The organism is Flavobacterium sp. CF136, assembly GCF_000282055.1.
GTDB lineage: Bacteria > Bacteroidota > Bacteroidia > Flavobacteriales > Flavobacteriaceae > Flavobacterium.
The window spans coordinates 43763-61008 of the sequence record NZ_AKJZ01000032.1; the positions used below are offsets into that span (position 1 = coordinate 43763).

Annotated in this window: 12 protein-coding genes and 1 tRNA gene; 8 read left to right on the top strand and 5 right to left on the bottom strand. The window is 33.9% G+C overall.

Annotation, left to right across the window (positions count from 1 at the left end; translation table 11 throughout):
- Window positions 1-3: 3 nt before the first annotated feature.
- Genes PMI10_RS11350 through PMI10_RS11365 form a run of 4 tightly spaced genes read left to right on the top strand, consistent with a single transcriptional unit; the run spans window position 4 to window position 3914 of the window.
- A complete protein-coding gene (locus PMI10_RS11350; RefSeq protein WP_007807879.1) occupies window positions 4-1008 on the top strand; it encodes a DHH family phosphoesterase in 1005 nt (334 codons plus the stop codon).
- Between the two features lie 7 nt (window positions 1009-1015).
- Window positions 1016-1657 (top strand): gliding motility-associated peptidyl-prolyl isomerase GldI, encoded by a 642-nt coding sequence (gldI, locus tag PMI10_RS11355; RefSeq protein ID WP_007807881.1) that lies wholly within the window; start codon window positions 1016-1018, stop codon window positions 1655-1657.
- Window positions 1658-1673: 16 nt separating this feature from the next.
- On the top strand, window positions 1674-2744 hold the full coding sequence (locus tag PMI10_RS11360) for a peptidylprolyl isomerase (protein WP_007807882.1): 1071 nt from the start codon (window positions 1674-1676) through the stop codon (window positions 2742-2744).
- Between the two features lie 45 nt (window positions 2745-2789).
- Complete coding sequence (locus PMI10_RS11365; RefSeq protein ID WP_007807883.1) at window positions 2790-3914, top strand: peptidylprolyl isomerase; 1125 nt, start codon at window positions 2790-2792, stop codon at window positions 3912-3914.
- An 80-nt stretch (window positions 3915-3994) separates the two neighbouring features.
- Here the strand turns inward: PMI10_RS11365 and PMI10_RS11370 are convergent, their stop codons facing one another.
- The 3 genes from PMI10_RS11370 to PMI10_RS11380 form a co-directional block, all read right to left on the bottom strand.
- Window positions 3995-4429: a PepSY-like domain-containing protein gene (locus tag PMI10_RS11370; protein WP_007807885.1), complete on the bottom strand. Its 435-nt coding sequence runs from the start codon at window positions 4427-4429 to the stop codon at window positions 3995-3997.
- Window positions 4430-4552: 123 nt separating this feature from the next.
- Complete coding sequence (locus tag PMI10_RS11375; protein WP_007807886.1) at window positions 4553-5338, bottom strand: SDR family oxidoreductase; 786 nt, start codon at window positions 5336-5338, stop codon at window positions 4553-4555.
- A gap of 80 nt (window positions 5339-5418) precedes the next feature.
- Entirely contained in the window at window positions 5419-5988 is a 570-nt protein-coding gene (locus tag PMI10_RS11380) for a Crp/Fnr family transcriptional regulator (protein WP_007807887.1), read from the bottom strand.
- Window positions 5989-6211: 223 nt separating this feature from the next.
- Here PMI10_RS11380 and PMI10_RS11385 point away from each other — a divergent pair, with 223 nt between their 5' ends.
- On the top strand, window positions 6212-8656 hold the full coding sequence (locus PMI10_RS11385) for a TonB-dependent receptor (protein WP_007807888.1): 2445 nt from the start codon (window positions 6212-6214) through the stop codon (window positions 8654-8656).
- 339 nt (window positions 8657-8995) lie between these two features.
- Here PMI10_RS11385 and PMI10_RS11390 read toward each other — a convergent pair whose 3' ends face one another.
- Both PMI10_RS11390 and PMI10_RS11395 read right to left on the bottom strand, forming a co-directional pair.
- A complete protein-coding gene (locus PMI10_RS11390) occupies window positions 8996-10198 on the bottom strand; it encodes an outer membrane protein assembly factor BamB family protein (protein WP_007807890.1) in 1203 nt (400 codons plus the stop codon).
- A gap of 254 nt (window positions 10199-10452) precedes the next feature.
- Window positions 10453-10527 (bottom strand) — tRNA-Val (locus PMI10_RS11395).
- Between the two features lie 243 nt (window positions 10528-10770).
- Here PMI10_RS11395 and PMI10_RS11400 point away from each other — a divergent pair.
- The 3 genes from PMI10_RS11400 (at window position 10771) to PMI10_RS11410 (ending at window position 17233) form a co-directional block, all read left to right on the top strand.
- Window positions 10771-12561 carry an ABC transporter ATP-binding protein gene (locus PMI10_RS11400; protein ID WP_007807891.1) on the top strand — a complete coding sequence of 597 codons (1791 nt, stop codon included), beginning with the start codon at window positions 10771-10773 and terminating at the stop codon, window positions 12559-12561.
- A gap of 425 nt (window positions 12562-12986) precedes the next feature.
- Window positions 12987-14048 carry an efflux RND transporter periplasmic adaptor subunit gene (locus PMI10_RS11405; protein ID WP_007807893.1) on the top strand — a complete coding sequence of 354 codons (1062 nt, stop codon included), beginning with the start codon at window positions 12987-12989 and terminating at the stop codon, window positions 14046-14048.
- A gap of 86 nt (window positions 14049-14134) precedes the next feature.
- Window positions 14135-17233, top strand: a complete 3099-nt coding sequence (locus PMI10_RS11410) for an efflux RND transporter permease subunit (RefSeq protein ID WP_007807894.1) — start codon at window positions 14135-14137, stop codon at window positions 17231-17233.
- The last annotated feature ends 13 nt before the right edge of the window (window positions 17234-17246 follow it).

Consider the following 17246-nt stretch of genomic DNA (forward strand, 5'->3'; position numbering starts at 1 on the left):
ACTATGAAAATACAAGATATTCAGGCGATACAATTATTACTCGCAGCCCCAAAGAAAATCGCTATAATTCCACATAGAGGTCCTGATGGTGATGCTATGGGTTCTACGTTGGGTTTATACCACTTTTTATTAAAAAATAATCATCAGCCAACAGTAATTGCCCCTAATGATTTTCCTGATTTTTTAGCATGGATGCCAGGTTCTGAATCTGTAAAAATATTTGAAAAAGATACTGAGAACTGCACTAAAATATTAGAGGAAGCTGAAATAATATTCACACTTGATTTTAATGCTTTACATCGTACAGGAGAAATGGAGCATACTTTAGCCAAACTAAAAGCGCCATTTATTATGATTGATCATCATCAAAAACCTGATGATTATGCAGCCTATACGTACTCAGACACTTCGTTTGGATCGACTTGCGAAATGGTGTATAACTTTATATCGTTTTTAGATAAAAAAGGAGATTTAGACAAAACAATTGCAACCTGCCTTTATACCGGAATATTGACAGATTCAGGATCCTTTCGTTTTCCAAAAACAACAGGAAATACGCATCGTATCGTTGCGAAATTGATTGATTTAGGTGCGGAAAACACAGAAATTCCGGTTTTATTATTTGATAATAGTTCCTACAGTCGTTTGCAATTATTAGGTCGTGCGTTGCAGAATATGAAAGTTTTTGAAGAGCATAAAACATCGTATACTTCGCTTACACAAGACGAGTTGGATTCATTTAATTACGTAAAAGGTGATACTGAAGGAATTGTAAATTATGGATTAAGCATAAAAGGTATTGTTTTTACTGCTATTTTTATTGAAAATAAAGACGAGAAAATCATCAAAATATCATTCCGTTCACAAGGCGGGTTTGATGTCAATCAATTTGCCAGAGATCATTTTAACGGTGGAGGCCATAGCAATGCTGCAGGTGGAAAATCGGAAACTTCAATGGAAGAAACTCTGAAAAAATTTGAAGATTTAGTAACTAAACTAAAAATATAACCAAACAATGAATTACTTAAAAATAAGCATTTACACGTTACTCTTTGCTGTTTTATTGGTAAGCTGTAAACATCATGAAGAAGCCAGAAGACCTATTTCAAGGGCGTCAGGCACTTTTATGAAAAAATCAGCTGACAGAAATAAAAAATTAGTAGCCAGCGAAGAAGATGTTATTAAAAAAATAATCAAAAGCAATCCGAAAATAAAATATTTCGCAACAAGAAAAGGATACTGGCTTTATTATGAAGAAAAAAACACAACCGATCTTTCAACACCTAAAAAAGGAGACATTGCTTATTACAGTTTAGAAGTTAAAGACATAGATGGTAAGATTATTTATTCAGAAGCAGAACTTGGTCCACAAACCTATCATGTTGACAAACAAGATATCATGATGGGATTGCGTGATGGTATCAAATTAATGCATAAAAATGAAATTGTAACCTTCTTATTCCCTTCGCATATCGCTTATGGATATCACGGAGACAATAAAAAAATTGGCACTAATGAATCCTTAATCTGTACTGTTACACTTCGAAATTTTGTACCCGAAGAAGCTCCTAAAACACCGGAAACAGCCACACAAACCCTAAAACCAACAGTGCCAAAAGCAGCAGTTGAAACTAAAAAAGACACTTTAACCCCGTAAAAACAACATTAAAAAAATGAAAAAAAGTATTTTATTATTACTATTAGCCATCTCATTTTATTCTTGCAAAGACGAGCACAGCAATTTGCCTGATGGTTTATATGCCGAAATTGAAACCAATAAAGGAAATATCATCGTTGAATTAGATTATAAAAAAGCTCCGGTCACCGTAGCCAATTTTGTAACCTTAGCCGAAGGTAAAAATGAATTTGTAACCGATGAAAACCTTAAAAGCAAGCCTTTTTTTGATGGATTAAAATTTCACAGAGTTATTGAAGACTTCATGATTCAGACAGGCGATCCGTTAGGAACGGGTTCAGGAGATACCGGATATAAATTTAAAGATGAAATTACCGATTTAAAATTTGACAAAGGCGGCGTTTTAGCAATGGCAAATAATGGTCCAGGTACAAACAGCAGCCAATTTTTTATTACCCATGTTGAAACTCCGTGGTTAGACGGAAAACATACTATTTTTGGTCATGTGGTAGAAAAAGGAATGGAAGTTGTAAATAAAGTTAAACAAGATGATCAGCTAATTTCTATAAAAATTATCAGAAATGGTGAAGCAGCTAAAAAGTTTGATGCTGTTAAAGTATTTCATGATTATTTTTCAGAAATAGCTAAAGAAAAAAGCAAATACGCAGGAGTTCAAAAAGAAAAAGTGGCTTATTATGCGTCTTTAAAATCAAAAGTTACAAAAACTGCTACCGGACTAGAATATATAATTACTGAAAAAGGAACTGGTAAAAAACCTGCAACAGGAACTCAAATATACATTCACTACGCAGGATTTTTAGAAGACGGAACTTTATTTGACACTAGTATTGCTGATGTTGCACAAGCTTTTGGAAAATTTGATCCAGCAAGGGCCGAAGCAAAAGGATATCAGCCTATTCCGTTTCAGGCAGGTCGTAAAGACGGTATGATCCCGGGATTTATTGAAGGAATCGAACAACTTTCTTTTGGAGATAAAGCAGTTCTTTTTATTCCGTCACATTTAGCATACGGACAAACGGGTGCAGGAAATGTTATTCCGCCAAATGCCAATATTATTTTCGAAATTCAATTATTAGAAAAGCCGTAATAACACCATTTTTAAACAATTATCATAGACATAAATCGAAATACAATGAAGTTTAAATTTCTATTTTTATTTTGCCTGGCAACAATGTTTACCATTCAGGCACAAACAACTAAGAAACCTGTTGTAAAATCAAATAAAACAACAAAAGCAACTCCAAAATCAAATCCTGGCGAAGGAATTTTTGCTACAATTTCTACCACTAAAGGCGATATTGTTTTGTCTTTAGAATATGTAAAAGCGCCTGTAACCGTAGCTAACTTTATTTCTTTGGCAGAAGGTAAAAATCCTAATGTAAAAGTGGAGAAACTGAAAGGAAAACCATTTTATGACGGATTAAAGTTTCACAGGGTTATCAATGACTTTATGATTCAGGGTGGTGATCCCGAAGGAAATGGTTCTGGAGGTCCGGGGTTTTCATTCAAAGATGAATTTACAGAAGATTTAAAATTTGAAAAAGGCGGAGTTTTGGCAATGGCCAATTCAGGCCCTGCCACTAATGGGAGCCAGTTTTTTATCACACATAAAGAAACACCATGGTTAAATGGAAAACATACTATTTTTGGCCATGTAGTTTCCGGAATGGACAATGTAAACAAAATTGTTCAGGATGATATCATGACAAAAATTACTATTACACGCAAAGGTTCTGCTGCCAAAAAATTTGATGCTGTAAAAGTTATAAACGAAGATGCTAAAAAAGAACTGTCTAAAAAAGCAGAAAGTCAAAAAGTAATTGCCGCAAAAGCTGCTTATTTCGCTGATGCTAAAGCCAGTGCTACAACAACTGAGTCAGGTTTAAAATATAAAATAACACAAAAAGGTTCAGATGTAAAACCGGCAGAAGGAACTACTTTCTATTTTCATTACGCAGGTTACTTTGAAGATGGAACTCTTTTTGACAGCAGTATTGCTGAAGTTGCAAAAGCATACGGTAAATACGATGCAAACAGAGATGCTCAAAAAGGATATCAGCCTTTTCCATTTGTTGCAGGTAAAAAAGACGGCATGATTCCTGGTTTCTTAGAAGCTTTAGGCATGATGTCTGACGGAGAAAAAGCGGTATTTTTTCTTCCTGCAAATTTAGCATATGGCGAAAAAGGTGCCGGAGGAGTAATTCCGCCAAATGCAACTTTAGTTTTTGAAATTGAAACATACAGCAAAAAACAATAAGAAAATTTTTAGATAAGCATTAGCTTAAACATAAAAGCTTAACAAAAAAACTCCATTAGATAATGGAGTTTTTTTGTTTTTTAATCTTTTTCGCCTTTTAAAAATTTGCCGTCTTTCGTAAATTCCAAATCAATTTTATTTGTTAAATCAACATCGAGATCTTTGTGTCCGTAATCAATATGTGTGATTTTTTCATTCGGATAATTTTTTGCCACATAATCTTTAATTGATTTAGGAATATACTCCGTCGGAATCGGTTTGTTGTTTCCGTCAACCTCCCTATATGATCCGTCTTTCCAAAATTCTACTTCTGTGCCATCTTTAAGTTTGACTTCATAACCTTTTTCACCATGTTCAGCATCTTTTTTAACGATGTCTACGGATGTATGGCTAAAATATTTTTTTATAAAGTCTTGTGATGTTTTTGGTAATTCTTTAAATTCTATTTTCTTTTGAGCATTCGCCGATATTACAAAACCGAGTAATAAAACGACAATTGTGATTATCTTTTTCATGATTCGTGAATTTTGCGTTATTAATATTACTAATTTACAATAACTTAAAACACCTTCAAATCAATTTAAGAAACCTTTAGTTTTTTCACAAGTACTATCACCTTTATTTTCAATAACTTATATCTACCAGGGACTTTCTTCGCTTTCGTCTTCAATATCATTGCTGAAAAATTTTCCTGTTGGCCCATTTTCATCAGTTAAAGTATGTTTAATTATAAAACCAGCTGCACTTTCTACAGTTCCGGGACCGCTAAAATGATTGAAATCTGTTGCAGTATAGCCCGGATCGATTGCATTTACTTTAAATGGCAGATCTCTCAGTTCATAAGCTAATGTAATGGTAAATGCATTTAAAGCCGCTTTCGACGGAACATAACAAACTCCTTTTATAGCATGGTATTTCCAATTTGGGTCGCTGTGTAAAGTAAGCGAACCAAGTCCCGAAGTAATATTGCTAATTCTTGGACTATCCGATTTTTTAAGCAGTTCCAGAAATACCTGAGTAACTCTTATGACTCCAAAAAAATTAGTGTCAAATGTTTTCTGAATATCTTCTATTGAAGTTATTGAAGGTTCTTGTGGCAAAACGCCAAGTACACCCGCATTGTTAATCAGAATATCCAACTTGCCCTGTTCGTTTTCTATAATGTTTTTGGCAGCTAAAATGCTATCAGGATTATTAACATCAATTTGAATCGCTTTAATGTTATTAAGCCCTTTTTTGTTTAATTCTTTTACAGCTTCCTCCCCTTTTTCGAGGTCACGGCTTCCTAAATAAACAAACAATCCTTTTTCTGAAAGCTGTTTAGCTGTTTCTAAACCGATGCTTCTGTTTGCTCCTGTAATTAGTACTGATTTGTTCATCCCTTTTTTATTGCTTTCTTTCTGTTCGTGATTCTTAGAATTCATTTTTTTTTCTTTTAAAATTATTGAGTACAAAGTTGCATCGATAAAAAACGAAATCATTTGCCATATGACAAAAAGCGATTTTAGCGTATATTTTTTCTAATTCGACTTAAAGAAGACTGTGTAATTCCTAAATAAGAAGCTAAATATGAAAGCGGAATTCTATTGATAACCTTAGGATATTTTTCCATAAAAGACAAATAACGTGTCGTAGCATCTTCTGAAACCAAAGGACTCCTTCTGGCTACTTTCTGAATCAATGCTCTGGAGATAATTTTATGTACAATAGTATCCCAGCCCACAATGGTCTGCAGAAGTTCTTCCCAATCGGGTTTAGAAAACACAATAAGTTTACAATTTGTGACAGCCTGCACATATGCCGAAGAACAAATGCTATTCTCAAAACTTTCTAAATCTACTACAAGATTATTTTCTTCGATGAAATATTTAGTGATTTCTTCTCCTTTGTTATCATAGTAACAAACCCGCATGATTCCATCTAAAATGAAACCTACCTGTACAGCAATTTTTCCTGCTTCAGAAAAATATTCGTCTTTACGAAGCTCTAATTCCGTTGCTTTCTTTGAGATTAACTCGATCTGCTGCTGATTTAAATTGCCAAACTGCAAAATATATTCTACCAATTCTTTCATGATGGCAAGTTAGGAATATCTTTTTATTGAAGATTTGTCATTTGGCAAAAAATGTTATTAGGCGACAATAAAATATATACATTTCACTATACAATCATAAACATTTATAGTTCAACATCTTAATAAAAAAATATAACAATCTCGTCAAAAATATCACACTATTTTAATTTATTTTTATTTATTCTAAATAAATATATATTTGCAGAAATTTTAGAAATCAAAAATGAAATCACTTTACATCCTGGTATTTGTACTCTTTGTTAATTTTATTCGGGCCCAAAATACCGAAATCAAAGGAAAAATAACATCCGAAAATAACATCGAAAGCTTTAGTGCCTCGGTAACAATAAAGAACACTGGTGAAAAAACTACCACAGACGACAAGGGAAATTTTGAATTTTATAATATAAAACCCGGCAAATACACCCTTTTAATCACTTCTTTAGGACATACTTCACAAACAAGAGAAATAGAATTGCAGGAAGATTCAAAAATAAATCTTTCCATTGTAATGGAGGAAAACATTAATCAACTGCAAACTGTAGAAATTACCGGAAGAAAAGAGAAGTCATATAAAAATACTAAATCCTTTATTGGAGCAAAAACAGAAATCGCATTAAAAGATTTACCACAAGCAGTTTCTTATGCAACTAAAGAATTAATAGCCGACCAAGGTGCCATTCGTGTTGGAGAAGTTGTAAAAAACTTTAGCGGGGTGAGTCAGTTTACTTTTTATGACGATATTTCTATTAGAGGTTTCCGAATAAATGGTCAAAGCAATACGCAGTTACTTAACGGATTGCGAACTTCTACCGGTTTCTGGAAACAGCCTCTGGCTAATTATCTGGAAAGGGTTGAAGTTTTAAAAGGTCCATCATCTGCTCTGTTTGGTAATGCTTCTCCGGGCGGAGTTGTAAACAGGGTAACTAAAAAGCCACTTGATAAAGCAGCAAACAGCGTTAGTTTTTCTACCGGCAGCTTTAATACACTTAGGGCATTAGCGGATTTTACCGGACCATTAAACAAAGAAAAAACACTTTTATACCGTCTTAATCTTGGTTATGAAAATGCCAATTCTTTTAGAGATTTACAATTTGATAAAAACACTGTGATTGCTCCTTCCCTGTCATTTTTACCAAATGACAAAACACGTGTTAATCTGGATTTGATTTATACCAGCTCTAAAAGTGTTTTGGATCGTGGCCAGTCTACTTATGAAAATGATTTATATTCTACTAAAACAAGCCAGTCACTCAATTCGACAAATGATTATCTAAATGAAGAAACATACATTTTAACAACATCATTAAATCACCAGTTTACTGATAAATTAAGCTTTTCCAGTTCCTATATCAGAACAGGTTACAGTGAAGATTTATTAGAACATCGCGGCGCTAATAAATATGCAGTAGATGGCAATGGAGCAACTATTCCAACACAGATTGAGATGCAGGTTTTTATGCGAAAAAGAAAACGCTATATTGATAACATAGCCAGTTTTATGAATTATAAAGCAGAAACCGGAGCGCTTACTCATAATTTAATTTTAGGTTATGATTACGCACAAGAACAAGTTCCTGCCGGAGGATCTCAATTACAGGCAAGAGGATACAGAAATGCCAGTAATACCGGAGCGATTGCTACGTACAATCCAAATAATAAAAGTGCTTATTTATTAGATTCAAAAGGAAATCCGGTTCCCAATGTGGCACATTTTGATTTGGCTAACCCTTCTTCATCGCAGCAATTAAAAGATATAAGCAAATATTTTTACACAACTGTACCATTCGACCAGTCTTATTATTCAACTTACGGCGTTTATTTGCAAGATCATATCAAATGGGGACCATTGCAGGCATTAATTGGTTTTCGTTATGACGAATATATAGACAGAACAAATTATGAAAAACCAAACGAAGAAAAAGTAAAACAACACTCTTTTCTTCCTCGTGTAGGTCTTACGTATACCTTAAATCCTAATATCAATCTTTATAGTACCTATGTAAAAGGATACAATCCACAAACAGCATCGGTTATTGCAAATCCAAATGCGGGAGGTCCTTTTAATCCTTTAGAAAATAATATGATCGAAGTGGGTGGAAAATCATCCTGGTTTAATGATAACTTATTTGTTACCCTGGCACTTTATAAAATTGAACAAAAAAATACATTATATACTGCCAATGATGCAACTAATCCGGATTTAATGAGAGCTGTAGGTAAAGAAAACTCGAAAGGTATCGAAGTAGATATTACTGGTAATATTTTACCTCAATGGAGTATTTCGGCTGCATATTCTTATAATGAATCTCATATTACCGACAGTCCTATAGTCGAAGAGGTAGGAAGGCAAAAACCAAATACTCCCAATAATCAAGGTAATCTTTGGACCAGATATAATTTTACAAATGGAACTTTGAAAGATTTTGGAATTGCCTTTGGAGCTAACTATGTTACCACAAGGACTATGAGTCAGACCAACACACAAACTTTACCGGGTTATGCTGTTACAAATGCAACTTTGTATTATACTATTAACAAATTCAAACTTCAGTTAAATGCCAACAATCTTGCCAATAAAACCTACTGGGTTGGTGGTTATGACTATATACGATTATTCCCCGGAGCGCCAAGAAACTGGATGCTGACTCTTGGGTATTCATTTTGATTTAGATTCTTTATTATATCATGTACAACTATTTTATGAATAGAAAAAACTAAAGTATAAAAAAACTCCATTATAATGGAGTTTTTTTTGTGGTCCTTATGACCTTGTTTACGAACATTTTATATTTGATTTGAAGAAAATTTCAACGAGCTACATCTTATAGCTACACAAGACTTGGCCGTATTGACGATACAACCGGACTTTCTGCAGCACTCGGCAACGGAAGTGTTAGTATAACTTTTGAATTGAAGTAAATAAAGCAGGCCCCAAGAAAACAGCCGTCTTGAGAAAATTCAACCTGATTTATTGTAAAAGCTCACGAAACAACTTCTTGTTTTATTATCGAATTATTTTTAGATATGCCCTATAGACATTGTCCATAATAGAAGTTCGCATATAAAATACGTTTTCGTCTTTTTCTTTTAAATCAAATTGAATTAAACCTGCATCACAATAATAATATAATAAATTATCATCATCAGGAAATTCAAGATTTGAAATAGGCAATGTTGTTAAATTTGCTTCGAATGCTATTTCGCCATTATTTATGTCTAATTGAAAAAGTCTTCCCTTACGGGTATATCCCCAAACGTTATCACTTTCCTCTTGGATGTATTCGACATTGTCATCTTTAAAGTCAGTTTTCCATAGCTGAGTTCCTGTTTTTGAATCAACAGCATATACAGAAGAAACTGTTGCACCTTGAGCTGCAAAATATATTTTTTTGTCTTTGCAAAAAATACGCTCCTTGATATTATATTGATTTTCATCAAATTTAAATTGCCATAAAACATCTGGTTTATCAGGGCTTAAGGCAAAAAGCACATTTTTTCCATTTGCTATAAATACATTTTCACCATCCGTTACAGGCTTTCCGTATATAGGTTCTTCAAAGCTTTTTTGGTAAAAAACTTTTCCTGTATTTGCTTCAAAACTGTAGAAATTGGAGCCACTTTGGGTAAAAACTTTGTTGTCAAAAAAGAGAACAGGAATATCATTATTTACTGAATCCAGCTTGTATTTCCATATTAAACTGCCATCTTTTATATCAAGAGCATAAATGTTACTATTTTGAGTTGTTATATACAGTTTTCCATCATTTATGGTTGGAATTTGATTTTTTAATATAATTTGATCTTTAACATTACCTAACCTTGATTTCCAAAAAACAGCACCGGTTTGGTTATCAATTGCGAAAATTTCACCGTTAATAAACGGAACGTATATAACTCCATCGTGTAGTGTCACTGCATTTGCGCACATTTCAGTATGGGAATCCGTAGCTTTTACGGTCCAGCCAGTTGTTTCAGTTTCTAAATCAAATGAGAAAAGGGAGCCATCATAATCATAAATTAGGATTGAAGCTTCATCTAATGGAACTTTTGTAAGTGGATTTATGACTTTATTAGAGACCATATCATTAAGCGGTAAAACTTCATTATTAGGAGAATTAGTTTTGCCAGGTTCTGACACGGTTGGCGTTTGCCCAAATATATTGATAACCGTAAATACAAATAAAAGAGTTATTAGTTTTTGTTTCATTTTTAAAATTTGGGTTTTATACTTTGATTCCTTTTTTAGCAATAAAATTGCCAAAACAATATCTATGTCAAATGTAATAAAAAATTATTACAGCATTTTAGAAGCTATAAAGTCTTTGAATTCTGAATTTGTATTCAAAACTGGGATAGACTGAAAATAAAAAAAGATCTGATTTATTGGCTGTAGCATTACATTCTTAAGATTCGAAAAGTATAAACATAAAAAAACTCCATTATTTCTAATGGAGTTTTCTGTGGGCGATGAGGGGTTCGAACCCCCGACCCCCTCGGTGTAAACGAGGTGCTCTGAACCAGCTGAGCTAATCGCCCTTTGTTTAAAGGTGTGCAAATATACAGCTAGAATTTGTATTTGCAAACATAATTTAGAAAAAAGTGAAATATTTTTTACTGTTTTCGTTTATCAATCTATATTTCAGCTTCTTAAAAAACAAATAAAACTTGATATTTTCTTAGCATTTAGTTAAAAAACGAAATCCGGAAAGCTAATTTAGAATAATCTTTTGTATTCATTTGCTATAGTCATACATTTGCATACCTTAAATGTATACTCACATGGCAAGATTTCAAGAAAATGATTTACCGAAAGCTAAATTAGACTCTAACTCACTTCAAAAAGCACTTCGAATTTTTAAATACGCTAAAAACCATAAATGGAAATTTTTCCTGGGTTTGGTTTTCTTATTATTAACCAGCGCCACTGCCCTCGCCTTTCCTAAATTGATGGGAATGCTAGTAGATTGTGTTACAAATAAAGATCTTGATAAGGCTAACGAAATTGCTGTTGCTCTTATGGGAATTCTGGTTTTACAGGCAATATTCTCGTTTTTCAGAATTTCTCTTTTTGTAAATTTCACTGAAAATTCATTATCAAATATTCGTTTTGCATTATATGAGAACCTTGTTAAACTTCCAATGTCATTTTACTCTCAAAAACGTGTTGGTGAACTAAATAGCCGAATCAGCGCTGATATTTCGCAATTGCAAGATACTTTTACCACTACAATTGCCGAATTTTTACGCCAGTTTATATTGATTATTGGAGGTTTCGTAATTCTAGGAAGCATTAGTCCAAAATTAACTTTGATGATGCTGGCTATAGTTCCGGTTGTTGCTGTTGCAGCAGTAATTTTTGGAAGATTTATTCGTAAATACGGAAAAAAAACACAAGACAAAGTAGCCGAAAGCCAGGTAATTGTCGAAGAAACTTTGCAGGGTATCAGCAATGTAAAAGCCTTTGCCAACGAATGGTACGAAATTCAGCGTTATAAAAACAAAATTAAGGAAATTGTAAAAATTGCTATCAAAGGCGGTCAATACAGAGGTTATTTTGCTTCGTTTATTATTTTATGCCTTTTCGGATGCGTAGTTGCCGTTGTTTGGTACGGAATTACCTTAACTATAAAAGGCGAAGTTCAAGGCGTTGGAGATTTGATTTCGTTTGTACTTTATACAACCTTTATTGGCGCTTCTTTTGGAGGAATAGCCGAAATGTATGCCCAGATTCAAAAAGCGGTTGGAGCGACTGAACGCGTTTTTGAATTATTAGAGGAAACTCCCGAAGAAATTAATGCAAATCCAAAGACGACTTCTTTAGAAAAAATCAAAGGAAACGTTGCTTTTCAGAATGTTGCATTTAGTTATCCTTCCCGTAAGGAAGTTGAAGTTCTGAAAAATGTAAACTTTACAGCCGAATTCGGCCAAAAAATAGCTATTGTTGGTCCCAGTGGTGCCGGAAAATCGACTATTTCTTCGTTATTACTGCGTTTCTATGATATTACATCAGGTGAAATTCTGGTTGATGGAAAAAGTATTTATGATTACGATTTAGAAAACCTTCGAGGAAACATGAGCATTGTTCCTCAGGATGTTATTTTATTTGGAGGAACAATCAGAGAAAATATCGCCTACGGAAAACCGGACGCTTCTGATGAAGAAATAATGCTGGCTGCAAAACAAGCGAATGCATTAAATTTTGTTGAAGGATTCCCTGAAAAATTCGAAACTCTGGTTGGAGAACGCGGTGTAAAATTATCAGGCGGTCAACGTCAAAGAATTGCAATTGCAAGAGCATTGTTAAAAAACCCAAGCATATTGATTTTAGATGAAGCCACATCTTCTTTAGATAGTGAAAGTGAAAAACTGGTTCAGGAAGCTTTGGAGGTTTTAATGGAAGGAAGAACAAGCATTATTATTGCGCACCGTCTTTCGACAATTAGAAACGCTGATAAAATTTTAGTCTTAGATAACGGAAAAATTACCGAAGAAGGAACCCATCAGGAATTAATAAATCTTGAAAATGGAATTTATAAGAACCTAAGCAATCTTCAGTTCAGCAATTCATAGCAAAACTGAAAATCAAAAACTTTAAATGCAATAAAAGGAAAACGCTTTTATTGCATTTTTTTTTGAATTTTATTACCATGTGTCTAAAAATATAGTGTCAGGCAGAGTTCATTCGACTTCGCTCAGGATAAACTTAGTCGAAGCCCTTTTCTTTATGAAATAAGAGTAGTTATCATTACACTCATTGATTAATTATTTTTATCTTAAAGTCTCAAATTGCCTGTATCCTTTTTTTAATAAAAAAAACATTCTGATTAAACCTTTTTTTAAAATGAAAGTCCAAGCTTTTTTATATCGAAAGACGGGCTAAAAATAGTTGTACATACAAATGTTAAATAACTGCCAATATCTCAAGTTTTGGTTTCAAAAAACTAAATTTGTATACTTACTAAACTCGAAATTATAAAACACATTTACCTTAATTTATGAAAGTAAAAAACCTAATTTACGCCTTACTGATTATCGTACTAGGAGGATTTATTACCTACAGAGTGATATCTAACAAAAGTAAAAATGACGAATCTAAAAAATCCGGCGATAAAGACACACCAACAACTGTAACCGGAATTATTGTTAAAACAACCACTTTTGATAATAATTTATCGCTATCAGGTTCTATTGAAGCAAATGAACAAATAGAAATCCACAGTGAAGTTTCAGGAATTGTAGAAGGGATTTACTTTACAGAAGGCAGTTATGTAAACAAAGGGCAGGTTCTTTTTAAGGTAAATGATATTGAACTGAAAGCTCAATTAAGACAAGCTTCCACCCAGGAAAACCTGGCTGCTGAAAATCAAAGAAGAGCCAAATTATTACTTCAGAAAGAAGCTATCAGTCAGGAAGAATTTGATGTTGCAAATGCAGGTTTTGCTTCAGCGCAGGCCCAAAGCCAATTGATTAGGGCTCAAATTTCCAAAACATCTGTAAAAGCTCCTTTTTCAGGAAAAATCGGTCTGCGTTCTATCTCTCCGGGAACTTACATCACTCCTACAATTGTAGTTGCAAAATTGGTAAATACAGGCAAATTAAAAATCACATTTTCTATTCCTGAAAAATACGCAACACAAGTAAAATCAGGGTCAACGATAGATTTTACTGTTTCAGGATCAGATAAAGTGTATAACGCAAAAATATATGCGATAGAACCGGAAATTGCTGTTGCAACCCGAACTTTACAAATTCGTGCTATTGCAGACAATACTGATGGAAAACTTTTCCCGGGTACTTTCGCTGATGTAAAATTACCTTTAAACATTATCAAAGATGCAATAGTAGTACCTTCAGAAGCTATTGTTCCTGTTCAAAACGGTAAAAAAGTTTATATAGCAAATATTGGCAAAGCCAAAGAAGTTATGGTGGATGCTACTACAAGAACCGATGCTTCTATTTTGATTTTATCAGGATTAAAAGCTGGCGATACCTTAATTACCAGTGGCGTTATGTCATTAAAAAATGATGCTCCAATAAAAGTTAAAGTAAAAAAATAGCAATTTTAAGTTATGAGTTTTGAATTTGGACAATGTATTCCACATTTTTATAATCTAAAATCTGAACTTTAAAATCACACATCATAATGAGTTTATCAACTACAAGTATAAGAAGACCCGTTTTAACCATTGTACTGAATCTTTTGATTATTTTATTCGGTTTTATTGGTTATACCTTTTTGGGCGTTCGGGAATTCCCTTCAATTGATCCGGCACAGGTTTCTATCAGGACGAACTATACCGGAGCCAATTCTGACATCATTGAATCACAAATTACAGAACCTCTGGAGAAAGCCGTAAATGCTATCGACGGAATCAGAAACATAACTTCTTCCAGTAATCAGGGAAGCAGTAATATTACAATTGAGTTTAATTTAGATAAAAATTTAGAAGAAGCTGCGAATGATGTTCGTGATAAAGTTTCGCAGGCCATCAGAAGTTTACCTCAGGATATTGATGCACCACCGGTAGTTTCTAAAGCAGATGCCGATAGTGATGCTATTATTTCGATGACTGTTCAGAGTGATTCGCGAAATTCCTTAGAATTAAGTGATTATGCCGAAAATGTAATTTCACAGCGATTAGAAACTATTCCGGGTGTGAGCAGCGTTCAGATTTGGGGTCAAAAACGTTACGCTATGCGCCTATGGATTGATCCTGCAAAATTAGCTGCTTACGGTTGTACGGTTGCCGAGATCCGCGATGCTTTGAATGCACAAAATGTAGAATTACCTTCCGGAAAACTAACCGGAAACAATACCGAATTAACAGTAAAAACGGTTGGAAATCTTTCTAAACCGGAAGAGTTCAACAATATTATCATTCGTACAGACGGAGATAAAATCGTTCGTTTAAGTGATGTTGGAGGTGCTGAATTAGGTCCTGAAAATATTGAAACAAAATTAAGCCAATCGGGACTTCCGTTAATTGGTCTGGCGATTGTACCTATGCCGGGTGCAAATTACTTAGATATCTCAAAAGAATTTTACAAAAAATATGAAACTTTACAAAAAGACCTTCCAAAAGACATCAAATTAAATGTTGCTCTTGACAACACTATTTTCGTAAAAAAATCGGTACTTGAAGTTGCCGAAACTTTAGGGATTTCAATTATTCTTGTAATCATTATTATTTACTTATTCTTCAGGGACTGGGCAATTGCTTTTAGACCTTTAATTGATATTCCGGTTTCTCTAATTGCTACCTTTTTTATCATGTGGCTTTTCGGGTTTTCAATCAATGTATTAACCTTATTAGCCATTGTTTTGGCTACTGGTTTAGTGGTGGATGACGGAATTGTAGTAACCGAAAACATCTTTAAAAAAGTCGAAGAGGGCATGTCGCCAATTGAAGCGGCAATTAAAGGTTCCAACGAAATTTTTTATGCCGTAATTTCTATTTCAATAACTCTTGCAGCTGTATTCCTGCCTGTTATTTTCCTGGAAGGCTTCGTGGGACGCCTCTTTAGGGAGTTTGGAGTAGTAATAGGGGCCGCTGTATTAGTTTCAGCCTTTGTTTCATTGACTTTAACTCCAATGCTGAATGCTTATTTAATGAAAGGCGGAGAGCAAAAAAAGTCGAAATTCTATACTAAAACAGAACCTTTTTTCGAAAAATTAAATGGTGGTTATGCCGATGCTTTAAATCGTTTCATGGCAAAAAAATGGATCAGTTTCCCTATTTTGATTGTTTGTTTTGGGTTAATTTATTTGTTTTTTACTATACTCCCTAAAGAAACTGCCCCATATGACGATCGTAGTGCCGTAACTATGCGTATGGCAACTCCGGAGGGGTCTTCGTATGAGTATACAGATCGTTTCATGCAGGAAATTTCTAAACTAATTGACGATTCTATACCTGAGAAAAAGGTAAGTTTGGTTATTACTTCACCCAGCTTTAATTCAGCTTCTGTAAATAGTGGTTTAGTCAGACTTGCATTAAAAGATGTTGATCAAAGAAAAGCATCTCAAAAAGATATTGCAGATAAATTAACTAAATGGACCAAAAAATATCCAAATGCCAAAACTTCTGTAACCCAACAACCTACCATTGCTGTAAACAGACGTGGAGGCTTACCGATACAGTATATTATTCAGGCACCTACTTTTGAAAAATTAAGAGAAAAAATTCCTGTTTTTATGGATGAAGTTGGTAAAAGTGATGTTTTTTCTATTACTGATGTAAATTTAAAATTTAACAAACCTGAAATCAATGTAAGTATCGATCGTGCAAAAGCCGAAAGTTTGGGTATCTCTATTATGGATATTGCACAAACACTGCAACTTTCATTAAGTGGACAGCGTTTTGGATATTTTATCAAAAATGGAAAACAATATCAGGTTATTGGACAATTTGATCAAAAAGACCGCTCAAAACCATTGGACCTGACATCGATGTTTGTAAAAAACAGTAAAGGAGAACTAATTCAGATGGACAATGTTGTTCATGTTGAAGAACAAAGTAATCCTCCGCAATTGTATCACAATAACCGTTATATGTCAGCTACGGTTTCGGCTGGTCTGGCGCCGGGAAAAAGTATCAACGATGGTATTCAGGCGATGGATCAGATAAAAGCTAAAGTTTTGGATGAAAGTTTCACTACCGATTTAAGTGGAGAATCCCGGGATTTTGTCGAAAGCAGTTCTAATACTTCTTTCGCATTCGGGCTTGCACTTTTATTAATATTTTTAATTTTAGCTGCTCAATTTGAAAGTTTTATAGATCCTTTTATTATTATTCTGACTGTACCAATGGCGGTGGCAGGAGCTTTATTTTCATTATGGTTATTCAATCAGACCTGGAATATTTTCAGTCAGATCGGAACTGTAATGCTTATTGGTCTGGTAACAAAAAACGGTATTTTGATTGTAGAATTCGCCAATCAGCTGCGAGAACAGGGGAAACCTAAATTAGAAGCTATTTTAGAAGCTTCGGAAGCCCGTTTACGGCCTATTTTAATGACGAGTTTAGCAATTGCATTAGGAGCTTTGCCAATTGCATTGTCACTGGGGGCAGCTTCTACCAGTCGAATCGGAATGGGAGTTGTGATTGTTGGAGGAACTATTTTTTCATTGGCATTAACACTTTTTGTAATTCCTGCAATTTATTTAATGTGGTCTAAAGCCCGAAAACATTATCCGGAATTTGACCATATCGAAGAATATGAAAAAGAAAGTAAATCGTAGATTCTAAATTTGA